At 50.6% G+C, this 13405-nt stretch carries 8 protein-coding genes; all 8 read right to left on the bottom strand.

The window, feature by feature from the left end; translation table 11 throughout:
- Positions 1-118: 118 nt before the first annotated feature.
- Positions 119-550, bottom strand: coding sequence for a hypothetical protein (locus tag IX84_RS13345; RefSeq protein WP_152605044.1), 432 nt, complete (start codon positions 548-550; stop codon positions 119-121).
- A complete protein-coding gene (locus IX84_RS13340; protein WP_044221432.1) occupies positions 531-1661 on the bottom strand; it encodes a THUMP domain-containing class I SAM-dependent RNA methyltransferase in 1131 nt (376 codons plus the stop codon). The genes IX84_RS13345 and IX84_RS13340 overlap by 20 nt, the downstream gene beginning before the upstream one ends.
- 88 nt (positions 1662-1749) lie before the next feature.
- The gene (locus IX84_RS13335) at positions 1750-2295 is read right to left on the bottom strand and encodes a hypothetical protein (RefSeq protein ID WP_044221429.1); all 546 of its coding nucleotides are present in this window, start codon (positions 2293-2295) and stop codon (positions 1750-1752) included.
- A 56-nt stretch (positions 2296-2351) separates the two neighbouring features.
- Positions 2352-2786 carry a hypothetical protein gene (locus IX84_RS30990; RefSeq protein WP_052515992.1) on the bottom strand — a complete coding sequence of 145 codons (435 nt, stop codon included), beginning with the start codon at positions 2784-2786 and terminating at the stop codon, positions 2352-2354.
- Positions 2787-3062: 276 nt separating this feature from the next.
- Positions 3063-3188: a hypothetical protein gene (locus tag IX84_RS34335; protein ID WP_262501647.1), complete on the bottom strand. Its 126-nt coding sequence runs from the start codon at positions 3186-3188 to the stop codon at positions 3063-3065.
- A 74-nt stretch (positions 3189-3262) separates the two neighbouring features.
- Positions 3263-4888 carry an acyl-CoA carboxylase subunit beta gene (locus tag IX84_RS13325; RefSeq protein ID WP_044221645.1) on the bottom strand — a complete coding sequence of 542 codons (1626 nt, stop codon included), beginning with the start codon at positions 4886-4888 and terminating at the stop codon, positions 3263-3265.
- A gap of 31 nt (positions 4889-4919) precedes the next feature.
- The gene (locus IX84_RS13320) at positions 4920-6344 is read right to left on the bottom strand and encodes a Do family serine endopeptidase (protein ID WP_044221426.1); all 1425 of its coding nucleotides are present in this window, start codon (positions 6342-6344) and stop codon (positions 4920-4922) included.
- 154 nt (positions 6345-6498) lie between these two features.
- Positions 6499-13392 (bottom strand): HYR domain-containing protein, encoded by a 6894-nt coding sequence (locus tag IX84_RS32475; protein WP_044221423.1) that lies wholly within the window; start codon positions 13390-13392, stop codon positions 6499-6501.
- Positions 13393-13405: the final 13 nt, after the last annotated feature.

The raw sequence follows: 13405 nt of genomic DNA, 5'->3' as shown, positions 1-13405 counted from the left end.
GGGCTTTAAGACTAAGTGCGACTAGACCGAATTAATTGATAGTATTTCCACGCTTAAGCCTTCTCTGGTGCAGGGTCTTTAACTGTCAAAAATACGGATCAATCCACTAGACACTATTCTAAGGGCGGAAATCATTATGCAGGCTTTTGCCTTCCAGCTTCTGCACATAGTGATATTCTCCCAATCTAAACTTTACTGGAAACTGAACGACCTGCTCTAAGCGGTACTCCCACTTGCAAATCACCCCCAGGTGTTTATATGCATGTGCAGGATCTGTTCTAATAATCGATTGTTGGTACGGCAGCTTTTTTTTAGCAGGCAAAGATAGTGGTGTAGCCAACCAATAACTTAGGGGGAGGATCGCATAGCCAAATGCAATAATATCCCCTTCTTCAGCCGTAAACTGTAGCCCCATAGGACTGCTTTGTGCCTTTAAACTGAGGTTCTGAGCAGTAGCCGGACAGGTACTCAAAGCTACTGACAAAGTAAATATAGAACAAAATTTCCATATAATCCCTACCTGCTTTCTCCTATTTTCGTGTCCCGGCATACAATTCATATTTTACAAACCGGCATTCCAAAGCTCCATTAAACAGAGGTATTTTCTGGGTAGACTTTAGGCCCAACCGCTTAAATCCATCTATACTGGAAGAGATAATCCAAGCATCAAAACCCGTAAAGCGCTGTTTGAGCTGATCGCCGATCATCTCGTAAAAGGCACCAATATCGGCTTCTGACAAGCGCTCATCGTAGGGCGGGTTCATTAAAATCATGCCCGCTTCCACTTCCGGCTCCAGTTTTTCAAATTTCTTCCGCTGCACTTTAATGGTATCCTCCAGCCCGGCAGCCATTGCATTTTGCTCAGTAAGCCGCATTGCTTTGAAGTCTTTATCAGAACCGAGGATAGGCACCGGCGATTTGCGGACACGCTGTTTCGCCGCTTCCAGGATTTGCCCCCACAGCGCCTCATCAAAGTCGGGCCAGCGTTTAAAACCAAAGTGTTCCCGGTTGAGCTGCGGAGCCCGCTGCGTGGCAATGAGCCCGGCTTCAATGACCAATGTACCAGAGCCGCACATGGGGTCCAGCAATGGGCGGTCCGCCTTCCAGCCTGAGAGTAGGACCATGCCTGCTGCCAGCACCTCATTTATTGGCGCCTCTACTGAGGACAGGCGATAACCGCGCTTATGCAGGGAGTCATCGGAACTGTCCAGCGCTATGGTGCATTCATCATTGAAGATATGCACATTGACCCTCAACCGGGGAGCATAGACATTGACGTTGGGGCGGCGGCCAGTCGCTTCACGAAACTGATCGACAATGGCGTCCTTCGTCTTTAGGGCGACATATTTAGAATGGGTAAAGAGCCTGGAGTTGGTGACTCCGTCTACAGCCAGGGTGTCATTGACCTTCATATACCGGCTCCAGTCTACCTTACGCACCAGGCGGTACAATTCATCTTCTGTTCTGACTTTGCCTTGGTGTACAGGCAGTAAAATACGCAGGGCGGTACGCAGCTCCAGGTTTGCCCGGTACATGAGTGCTTTATCGCCTTCGAAGGCGACAGCACGGTTGAGGGGTTCTATGCCCTGCGCACCCAGTTCTTCCAATTCCTGAGCAAGGACCGGCTCCAAACCGGCAAGTGTTTTTGCAATCAATCGCATATTGGCGGTTCGTTCTGATTTCTCAATAGCTCGCGCAAAGATATTTAACGCCAGCCTGCACCGGAAAGGTAGGAACTTTTGAGCAATCTTACCTCGGAAGGTGCTCCAGCCGAATCATCAGGTGGCCGAGCCCACGCCGGTAAAGCCAGGTCGTATGGAAGTCACTAATTGGAGCGTACATTTCTATATCTACCCGGGATTTCACGGACGGGTAGGCTTCCAGGTCCTCCAGCAGTCGATGTACCAAAGCGTACCTCACACTCAGGGCACTGTGGTCTACCGCCAGAATCAGCCGCAGGTCCTGCTCCGTTTCCAGAAGGCTTAACAAATGATCCAGCAGGTTAGCATCTATGGTCAGCCGGGGCGTGATAAGGTCCGGTCCCAGTTTTCGCACCACATCTTCCAGTTTGGTACTGGCTGATACTTCTGAATTATCTGCAGACGCTCTGTTAAAGGATCCTGATAATGTGCTTACGGGTTCCAACCCGGATGCCCCGGCGGGTGGACTGTAGCGGTGGCTTGGTATTTTCGCGCCATGACGGTGGGAAGGCGGCCCGGTTGCCCCGTTGGTTTGGGCAGTAAGCCATAAAGGCCAACAAAAGAAAAGCAGGTAGAGGTATCTCATAGGCAGCATGGTCAAAGTGTGATTTGGGCACACACTCAAAATACAATTTTTTATAATACCTCGCACTACTTTTCGTATTGGTACAAATCATCTTCCGGCTCTGCTATATTACAGGGCACGATTGGAGAGCAGTGGTCGACTAGTAAATTACCATTGAAGGGTAATAATTCCTCGCCCCCATAGTAGTAATAGGCTTCCAGGTAAATGTAGTCATAAGTATCTGAGGGTTCTAACAGCAATTTGTACTCTTCCCATACTTCGTGGTTTACAGGTTCGGTTTCATTGAGCAGCTCCATCCCTTTGCCTTTGGTTTTGCCACCCCAAATCCGGAGGACACAGGGTTTGTTAAAATTAGCCTTTTGATTAGTAGTCCGGCTAATACTTATGTATTCCGGCGACCGCATGAGCGCAACAGACCAAAGGTAACAGGTATATGCACGCAGCGGATGTTCTAGCCGCTGACCAACACACTCCCAGGTTTCATTATCGCGTACGACCATACCAACGTAGGTTCGACCATCCCGAGCGGGCGAGTTTACACCAAAATTACCTCCCGGATGAATATCCGATGGTGACTCTTCCAGGAAACCCTCACTATTCCACCCCCTCGGCGCCTTGCTATGTCTGGGAGCATCTTCAAAAGAAGGGTTTTTCAGATGAATAACATCTTGACCAAAGAGAAGCGAAAAAGAGCTCAAAACAGCAAAAAGCAAGGTTGTAAGTCTCTGCATCACCGGTTGATTTAGTACAATGGGTAAATGAATGAGCAGGGTTTATTACAGAGCGCATTTGCCCAGCCCCACGAAAATAGCAATCCACACCAGCCCCTTGATCAGGAAGAATAAAAAGCCGGCTACACCTAATCTTTTCAGCCACAGTTTTAACCGATTCTCGCGCTCCATTTTGTGCTTTGTTCGTTTTAGGCTAAGAACATTCAAAGCAGGTTTTGGTTTGGCGGAGCAGCTGATCGGCCACCTTAGGTTTGCAGCACACCGGGGTTGAAGCGATCCACTTCCGCATTGCTCGCTGCCTCAATACCCATGGAAATCACCTTACGGGTTTCCAGCGGGTCGATAATGGCATCCACCCACAACCGGGCAGCTGCGTAGTAGGGCGTAGTCTGTTCGTCGTAGCTCGCCTGTATGCGGTTGAGCAATTCCTCCTGCTCCTGTGTGCTTGGCGCTTCGCCTTTTGCCTTCATGGAGGCCACTTGTATTTGCATGAGCACCTTGGCCGCCTGAGAGCCTCCCATCACGGCAATCTTGGCACTGGGCCAGGCTACGATGAGGCGCGGATCATAGGCTTTGCCGCACATCGCATAATTGCCGGCACCATAGGAGTTGCCCATGACGATACTGAACTTTGGTACGGTAGAATTGGAAACGGCATTGACCATCTTCGCGCCATCCTTGATGATGCCGCCGTGCTCCGACCGTGTGCCTACCATAAAACCGGTGACATCGTGCAGGAAGACGAGCGGTATCTTTTTCTGATTGCAGTTCATGATGAAACGGGCGGCCTTATCGGCAGAGTCGGAATAGATGACCCCTCCAAATTGCATCTCCCCTTTCTTGTTTTTGACCACTTCCCGGTTGTTCGCCACAATACCAACTGACCAGCCGTCAATGCGGGCGTAGGCGCAAATAATGGTCTTCCCGTAGCCATTTTTGTAGTATGTCAGCTTGGAATCGTCGACCAGGCGCTTGAGGATTTCTGTGGTTTTGTAGGGCTTGCCGTTGCCTTCCGGGAACAGGCTGTAAATTTCTTCCGGGTCAGCTTTGGGCGGTTGAGGTTCTGCCCGGTCGAAGCCTGCTTTGGGGAAGTGCCCGATTTTGTCTACCAGGTCGCGGATGGTTTCCAGGCAAGTTTCGTCATCTGGCATTTTGTAGTCAGTTACGCCGGAAATTTCGCTTTGGGTGGTTGCTCCGCCCAGGGTTTCCTGATCGACCTCTTCACCAATAGCCGCTTTGACGAGGTAAGGCCCTGCCAAAAAGATGGACCCTGTGCCTTCCACGATAAGTGCCTCGTCGGACATAATAGGCAGATAAGCCCCACCTGCCACGCAGCTACCCATGATTGCCGCTATTTGCGGAATACCCATGCTGGACATGCGGGCGTTATTACGGAAAATGCGCCCGAAGTGTTCCTTGTCCGGAAAAATCTCGTCCTGCATTGGCAGGTATACCCCGGCGCTGTCTACCAGATAGATAATCGGCAGGCGGTTCTCCATGGCGATTTCCTGAGCGCGCAGGTTTTTCTTGCCGGTAATCGGAAACCAGGCACCAGCTTTAACAGTGGCATCATTAGCGACAATCAAGCACTGCCGCCCGCTCACATAGCCTATGCCCACGACCACCCCGCCCGCCGGGCAACCGCCGTGTTCCTTGTACATCTCGTATCCGGCGAAAGCACCGATTTCCAGAAAGTCGCTGTCTTTGTCGATGAGCCGCTCGATACGTTCCCGGGCGGTCATTTTGCCTTTCTTGTGCAGCTTCTCAATTTTTCGCTCTCCGCCGCCTTTGTAGATTTTTTCCAGGCGGTGCTGCATACGGGAGAGCAGCAGTTTCATTGCGTCTTCGTTTTTACTTTTCTCAATGTCGATTTTGGCCATATTTGGTTAGTGGTTTTTCTTATCAATCCAGTGGAAAGGCGTAGTAGTATTCTCCGGAGTAGCCTTCGTAGATGCCTTCCAGCATGATTTTGCCGGAAGCGCGCTCCAGGTAGTTGACCAGGTCTTCCACCTCGTCTACCGGGCGGTTGTCTATCTTGGTAATGACGAAGCCGGGGTCCATATTAGTGCGTTCCACCCGGCTGCCCCGGTAGATACTGATCACCTTCACGCCGTCTACATCGAGGCGGCGCTGTTCTTCCCGGGTCAGCTCCCGGAGTTCGAAGCCCAGGTCGAGTAAAATGTCTTCATTTTTGGCGGTCACCAACGCAGTGCTGTTACTCTTATTCTTGAGAATGACTTCTACATCCTGCCGGTTGCCGTCACGAATGATCTCAATTTTTATGGCGTTGCCCGGGCGATAGCGCCCCAGCTGCTCCTGCATTTCGGGCAGGGTTTTAGTTTTTACACCGTTAATGCCAATAATAACATCGCCCTTTGTCAGCCCGGCATCGTCTGCGCCACTATCGGGCGTCACGCGGTTGATGTACACGCCTTCCACCGCATCAAGATTGAGGCGTTTAGCCATCTCGTTGGTCATTTCGTCAATAAACACACCAAGGATGCCCCGCTGCACCACGCCGTAGTCCCGAAGGTCTCGTACTACCTTGCGTACCAAATTGATGGGCACAGCAAAGGAATACCCCTCGTACCGGCCGGAGCGCGTGATAATAGCCGTGTTGATGCCAATTAGTTCTCCGTTGGTGTTCACCAGGGCACCGCCGCTATTGCCCGGATTGACAGCAGCATCGGTTTGGATGAAAGACTCAATGCGGTCCTGCCCTTCCAAAATGTCAATACTACGCCCCTTGGCACTCACGATGCCGGAAGTCACTGTAGATTCGAGGTTGAAAGGGTTACCAATGGCCAGCACCCACTCCCCTACCCTCAGGGAATCCGAATTGCCAAATTCGAGCGAAGGGAGGTCCTTTGCATTGACCTTGATTAGGGCTAGATCGGTGGAAGGGTCCGTACCGATCAGTTCGGCACGGTACTCGCGTTTATCGTTGAGGGTCACTTCGATTTCATCGCTATCCTCAATAACATGGTTGTTGGTAACAATATAGCCATCATCGGAAATGATCACACCAGAGCCGGAAGCAGAACCTACAGAAGCACTTCCCCAAAGGTCGAATCCTCCTCCGCCCTGTATCGTTTTGATATTGACCACAGCCGGGATCACCGCCTCTGCCGCACTTGAGAAGTCTGTAGGCGAAGCAGAAAGGAACAAACGCTGCTTGCTCACATCCATCTGATCGAAATTGGTATAGCGGGCAGCAACGGTCTCCCGGATAATGACTTCTTTAGGAGGGTCAATGTATCTGTAGGCCAGAACGGCCAGCACTGCACTAAGCAGGGAGCTGATGGCAATGAGAAGGTACTGCTTCATAGAGATTCAAAAGTTGTAAGTGCTGATTCCTGTAACGAATCTCTAATGTACTAAATTTTTCAAAGGGCCCGGTTAATAAAAAAGCGGGCACCCGGCTTATTATTGCCAGATGCCCGCTTGGTCGATTAAACAGGTACGTTATGCCTGTTTGCTGTTATTCTAAAATGACCATCTTCTTAGTCGCTGTATAGCTGCCTGCTGCAACAGTATAGGAGACCATACCAGCTGCTGCCAGATCAGCCGAACGTACAGTCAGTTGGTTATAGCCCTTTGTACCTTCGAGGCGGTAGAGCTTCAGGACTTTTCCGGTGACATCGCTGATCGTCACTGTCGCCTGAGCCGCTTCCGGAAGGTTGAAACCAATTACAGTTTCTCCCTTGAAGGGGTTGGGCTTATTCTGATAAAGCTCAAAACCAGCAACCGCTGCGGCAGTACCGCTAAACTCGATGGCTACGTCCCGGAAGGTTCCGTCTTTGCCATAAGCTTCCGCTTTGGTAACGGCTGAACTAACGCCCAGCACCTCGCTCAGCATCACATTGCTTTCTGCACGTAGTACCAGTGTGAACAGTTCCGTGCCTGCCTGGGCTTCTGCTGTCGCTTTAGACGCCCAGTTCCAGCTTGTGGTGATCATACCCTCGCCAGCGTATACCAGACCAAAGTGGTCTTCTGTGGCCACACCGCTTACGATGTCGACCAATGCTACTTCACTGCTCAGCGTCAGCGTAGCCTGATAGCCTTCAATAGCCGGTAGATCGGCGGCAGTAAAGGTTACGCGGTATTCATTGCCTGCTTTCAGCTCCTGCTCGTCTGTTTGCAGTGCGAAGAGGCCTTCGTAGCTGCGCTCGTCAATAGCTGCAAAGCTGTTAGGCGTTGCATCACCGCTTACATCACCAATCTTCACTGCAACAAAGTTGGCATTGCTAATGCCTCCTAAAGGCAGGTCATTGAAGTTGATCACTTCAGGGAATTGCGCTGCCCATGGGTTAGCAGGGTTCGGGAAGTTGTAGCTTGCTTCCACGAAACGCCAGCTCGTATTATCAGTGAACGACGTGGTAATGGACAGAATCAGCTTACGGAGCTGAATCAGGTCCAGCGTAGTTACCGTACCGGAGCGGTTGACGTCAGCTGCAATCAGCTGATAGGGTGAATCCAGTGGGTCCACGCCCAGAATGTGCTTGCTAATGAGCACCAGGTCATAGGTAGATACTCCGTTGAGGTCATCACCATCGCGCTGTGGCGTAACCGTGTAGTCCAGCCCGGGCTGTAGTCCGGTGAAGCTATACAAACCGTCAGCCTGAGTCATCATCATATCTGACATTTGTCCGGAAAGGTTGACCATTACATCTTCCACCGCTTCATCCTGCGCGGTGCTGATTGCACCTGCTGCCATTGGTGAGGCATCACCGCAGAGCCCCATATTGTCCTGTACCAGGATATAAGTCTCGCAGAAGTCACCGTTACCGGCAGCATCGTATGCCCAGATTTCCACAACCAGCGTACCTTCATCATCGCAAGTCAGGATCAAACCAGTCTGATCAGGATCATTGGGTTCGCCAACGCGGTTGATGGAGTACTTGATGGGCTCTGAACAGTCTGAAATCGGAGAAGCTATGAAATCGCTCGCCCAGATTTCCGCCATGCCTGCGCCTGGATCAGGCAGGTTGTCGCCATCCTCGTCTACCGGCATCAGCTCAATGGCAAGACCATTGATGCAAATAGGTGCCGGCGCCTTGCAGTCGATCACACTGAATGGCAGCACTGCCTGATCAGAATTGCCGCACCCATCTTTCACGCGTACTTCAAAGGAGTGCACTCCAATCGGGAAGGTCCCCGTGATTGTGAAGTTGGGGTAAGCACCAGACAGAGCACCGTTGAGCGGTGTAAGTGTACCGTTGTTGAAAGCATTCAGGAAGACATCAACATCGAGGTCGTTCGGCGTGCAATCCTCATCAACCGTGAATGGGAAGACAACTGTTGCATCGCAATCCACATTATCCAGCGAACAGAATGGAGAAGCGGCATTGAAGGAAATCTCCGGTGCGATATCATCGTATACTTTGATGATTTGGGTATACTGGTAGAAACCCGTTTCATCGTATACGAAGTCGTAGTAGTCATTGGAAGTACCACAGAAGTTGATACCCGGTACGTTGTTGTCCGATGACTCATCAGTGTCCTGATCGAAGTAAATCTTGCCATTCGGGCGAGCCAGCAGCCATATGCTCTTATCGCCAGGTGTGCCGTTGCAGTCTTCATCCCTGCCAACGATGTACGGGGCACTTTCGCCATCGTACTGACACCAGTTGATCACCTTCCAGGTCCGGAAGATTTTATAGCATTCATCCCCAGAGGCCGAGAAAGTTTCATCAGCACTGGAAATGGCAAGCAGGTCGCAGCCAATCTCGTTGTAGGTCACGCTGTCCGGCTCAGCAATACCGCACTGTGCTTCTGCATCTTTAGGGAAGTTGATTTCGTAGTTGTGTACCTCATTGACCGTAATAACCTGTACACAACTATTGGTGCTGTTGCGGCCGTTCACGTCGGTCACCCGGAAAATACGGGTGATGGAACCAAAGCCACAATCAAGGTTGTTATTAGCAGCCACTTGCTGAACACTCGCGATGCCACAGTTGTCTGCACCGGTAGCCATGCCGAAGAGGTCCTCTAGCTGATCGGCATTGGTTGGGTCAAACCCATAAGGAAGATCATCACAGTCTACCACAACGTTATCGGGGGCATCACAGAATGGATTGATCTTGTCCTCCGGTGTCACGCTCAGCCAGCAGGTGTTCTGATTACCGTATTGGTCGGTGACGACCAGGGTCACATCAGAGGTCACGCCAACGTCACAGCAGAAGAAATCGACGTAGTCTCCGGCAACACTGTTTTGTGTACCGCAGGTATTGGTAACGGGGTTGAAATTGTTGCGGAAGACCTGAATGGTCACATCACCGCAGTTATCCCAGGAACCCTCGTCTACATCATGAGCGAAGATACGGGCTCCAGCCGGCTGACCAGGCACGATATTCCCACCGCCAATACTTACGTTCAGTTGGTCATCACAAATTGCGATAGGCTCAATTTGATCGACGACCTCGAAGGGACAGTACAGCTCTGTTGCATTGCCACAGTCGTCTTCAGCTACGTAGCGGAAGTAGTGGCTGCCAAATGGAATACTGCCCACAAAACGGCTCGCTCCTGGTGCAATGGTCCGCACCACCACCGTATCAATCTCAATACCTGCAAAAAGGCCGTACTGATTAAAGATGCTATCTTCCACTTCTGTAACGATTTCAGTATACACACTCACACTTGAGCAGTTGTCTGAAATATTGGCAGGCATAGGCACCGCAAATGCTGCCGTACAGGCGAACGGGCTGGAAGAATATACCAGTGGCGTACCAGCCGGGCATTCGATCTGAGGTGCAGAAAAGTCTCCCACCTTGATCAGCTGATTGACAACAAGGGAGCTGCCCGGATCGCACCAGTCAAAGATCGTCCATTCCCGGCGGAACTTGAAGCGGCCGTCGCACTCGTCTATCGCTGGAGTGTCATCGAAAGAGGCTCCGATATTGCAATAGGAAGGCGCGATATCAAAGATTCCAAAAGCTGTAAAAATGAATGGATAGCCGGTTAGTTCTGGGCTCGGATTACCGTCTGCCAGAGTCGGATAGTCCTCATCGCACTCAATCGCAACCGTAAAGGAAGGTAAGTTTACATCATCAAGTGTAGGCTTACGGAAAGTGATCTGCTGCTGGCAATTATCTGTGCGACCGTTGTCATCCGTAGCAGTGAAAGTCCGTGTAATCACCACATCTCTACAGTCACCGCTTGCGGCAAAGTCGTCTGTAGCCGTAATATCTACATTTGTATCGCAATTATCCGTAGCGGATGGCGCGCCGACAAACCCGTAAGTTCCCTGAATAAATGCTGTTTGCTGTGCAACGCTTCCCGCATCGCCTCCATAAATATGATCGAAGTCATCACAGAACAGCGGTACTGTCAGGGTTTCCGTAGTTGTTGGCAAAGCAGAGAATGTCGTATCATACTGAATAGTCCAGTCTGGCAGAGTAGTTTGGGAATAATTCCAAACACCGACTAAACCATTGCCATCGCTAAAGATGGTGTGTTCGTAAGCGCCCGTCTCATCTGCCCCAAAGCTGGAAACCAATACATAGTAGGTTTCGTAGGCCCGAAGTGGAAGGGTTACCCGTACCTGTGGGTCGAACAAACCACCGATTGGACCAACATTACCAAGGATGTTATCGTCAGCGGCGTACAGGATATTCTCACAGGGGCTGTCAGGATTGAAACTGCCCTGATATAAAGCCGTAAATCCATCACCCCATTCCGTATTCAGATAAATGGTGTAAATATCGTCCTGGCTCACCTGGAACTCAATGATATCGTAGTAGTGCGCTCCAGTCGTTGGACCTACTGCATCAAGAAAACAGGAATAATCAGCCAGCTCCAGTTGTGGATCGGTAGTCGTCAGCGCGCCCTGGATTTTCTGGACAGTTGTGCTAAAAATAGCTTCTCCTGTATCGTCCGGGCAGGTAATAACCGGAGCAGTCTTGTCCTCCGCAGTAACATAGCCCCAGCAATTCTCGAATCCGGGTACGTCCGGACCGGAAATATCATAAATAAACTGGCCGTCCCCATCGACAATATTGCCGTTGGATGGGTTGAGGTCATTGACGATAGTAATGCTAAAGTCTGCTTCTGTCAGGCAGCCGAAGTTCCCTTCGAGCACCATATCGGCCGTGATGACCCGGGAGCAGTTATCATTGAGTGTGACATTGATGTTATCGTTACATGCCAGGTTGGTTGAAGGTGCAGCGGCCTGGGTTACGCTAATCGCAAAGCTCTCGGAACGGCTGTTACCAGATCCGTCTTCTGCGAAGATGCTAACGGTGAACGGCCCTGCGTTTGCCGGTGAGGTCACCACGTAGGTGTTGCCGGCAGATGGCGCGATGGTTGCGCTACCCGACACGCTAACGTTTGGAGTCAATGCGCCTTCACAATTATCTATTGCAGAAACCTGGAAGCTCACCTCAGCAGTAGAGGGGGCGCAGGGGTCCAATACAACGTTGATATTCTGGGAAGGATAAACAATGATTGGGGCTGAGTTATCTGGCTGATCTGTAACGGTGAGCTCTGATATGCCTTCGGAAGTATCCCCGGCGCCATCTGTATAGCTGGCTACCAAAGTATATACACCTGCCGGGATACCACTTAGGTTCCATACATATAAGCCACTTTCCGGCTCAGAAGCCAATGGATCGATCGCTGGTGCAGCAGCGCCATTTAGCGTAAAGGTGGCACCTGACAGGTCGGTATCACAATCATCTGAGATTTGCACCTGGAAGCTGAGATTCGCACCAGCTGTGCAAATAGGCTCCAGAAAAGTCAGGTTACCGGGCATGGTGATTCCAGCCGGCTGATTTGCATCCTGTATAACACTTACCGCGTGATCTACGGTTACACCACCATAGGTGAAGTCAATTAAGTAATTACCCGGTGTAAGATTGCCGGCGGCCTCAAAATATGCAAACCCACTTTCAGCAAGAGTATAGGTGATTGCCAAGGGAGCACCACTTACAGTAATAGCACCTGAGAGGTTATCATCCGCTGTAAGATCACAATCGTAGATATTACCCGATAGCACCACAAACTCAGAAGCTTCGCAGGCTGGCACGTGGAACTGTCCGTTTCCGGAAATGTCAACGATTGGCTGTGGGCTGTTAGCCTGTGTAACATTCACAGTAAAGCTGTAAACGGTCGCATTCCCGCTGTAGTCGGTTGCAGTATAGCTGATATTATAAGAGCCTTCAGAAAATACAGAGCCGGAAGCAAGCCCTGAGGTCTGCTGCAGATCAGGTTGGGTATCGCAATCATCAGCAACAACGATTGTCCAGTTGACAGGTACACCTTCATTTTGACAAGCGGGGATTTCCACATTCATATCACCCGGGCCGTAAACTTCAGGAGCACGGCTGTCATTTACAGTCAGAACGTAATCCAATACTTCTGAGTTGCCATTCCCATCAGTAGCGGTGATGGTCAGGGTATTTTCACCTACAGCAAGAAAAATATTCAGTACATATGCCGCATCCAGAGCTATCTGCTCAAAAGAGACAGTAGGTGCTGCTCCCGGATCGGGGTTCGTCAAGGTAACGTCAAAGCTAAGTTCGGAAGGGCTTTCGCAATTATCGGAGGGCAGTACAGACCATAGCAGCTGTACGCCACACTCGCCTTCCGGTGGGCTGTAAGCAAAAGCAGCTCCGGGATTCACAGAGACTCCTCCTAATCCGGTCACTTCTATTTCCGGTGCTTGATTATCAGAAGCGGCAAGTGTAACTTCAGTGGAAAGGCTTTCCACACAATCTGCGTTAAAGGTACAGTCTCCTTCATTTACCAGCTCCAAAGTCACGCTGTAAGTAGTCCCGGCTCCTGTACTGCCCGGGAGGCTGAATGAAACCACTTCGCCTGAAGCAACGTTGTTTTGGCGATCGGCTTCACTGCTGTTTGCCAGCACTACAATATTATAAATTGCATTGCAATCAGACACTCCGCCATCAGCCATATCGCTAACAACAACATCGAAACTGCCATCATCTCCTCCGCAAACCGGGCTGGCCACATCAGAGATTTGAATTTCCGGCAGCCTGTTTTGGATGAGGTCCCCATTAATTGAACCAGTGGCAGAAGCAACATTAGACGAACCACAGTTAGCAGTAATTGCATAATTATAGGTCGTACCAGCCGATAGCGTTCCTGCGGCAATTGTCAATTGAGTATTTGTCATGTTCACAAAGTCGACAACCGGCTGATTGCCATTTTCAATATCTACCGTGTAGCTGTTCGCTGCGGCAGAGCCATCCCAGTTAAGTGTCACGACTCCGTTGCAATCGTACCCCACATCCACGTTAGCAGGAATCGGGCATTGCCCGAAGAGTTTTCCTGACCAGCCTGTAAGCAATACTACTGCAAGAAACAGGCCCGGCACACGGGTCATAAAAGGTTTCGTCAAGGTCATAATGTTCATAGAATTACGATTT

The organism is Phaeodactylibacter xiamenensis, from assembly GCF_000759025.1.
Taxonomy (GTDB): domain Bacteria; phylum Bacteroidota; class Bacteroidia; order Chitinophagales; family Saprospiraceae; genus Phaeodactylibacter; species Phaeodactylibacter xiamenensis.
Note: the sequence above shows the minus strand (reverse complement) of the source record. Positions and strands in the feature narration are given on the sequence as shown.

What these genes read in the sequence shown, in the direction of transcription:
- IX84_RS30990 (WP_052515992.1), bottom strand. Translation starts at nt 2,786, where the DNA reads ATGGTCGTACGCGATAATGAAACCTGGGAGTGTGTTGGTCAGCGGCTA.
- IX84_RS34335 (WP_262501647.1), bottom strand. Translation starts at nt 3,188, where the DNA reads ATGGAGCGCGAGAATCGGTTAAAACTGTGGCTGAAAAGATTAGGTGTA.
- IX84_RS13320 (WP_044221426.1), bottom strand. Translation starts at nt 6,344, where the DNA reads ATGAAGCAGTACCTTCTCATTGCCATCAGCTCCCTGCTTAGTGCAGTG.
- IX84_RS13345 (WP_152605044.1), bottom strand. Translation starts at nt 550, where the DNA reads ATGCCGGGACACGAAAATAGGAGAAAGCAGGTAGGGATTATATGGAAA.
- IX84_RS13335 (WP_044221429.1), bottom strand. Translation starts at nt 2,295, where the DNA reads ATGCTGCCTATGAGATACCTCTACCTGCTTTTCTTTTGTTGGCCTTTA.
- IX84_RS32475 (WP_044221423.1), bottom strand. Translation starts at nt 13,392, where the DNA reads ATGAACATTATGACCTTGACGAAACCTTTTATGACCCGTGTGCCGGGC.
- IX84_RS13340 (WP_044221432.1), bottom strand. Translation starts at nt 1,661, where the DNA reads ATGCGATTGATTGCAAAAACACTTGCCGGTTTGGAGCCGGTCCTTGCT.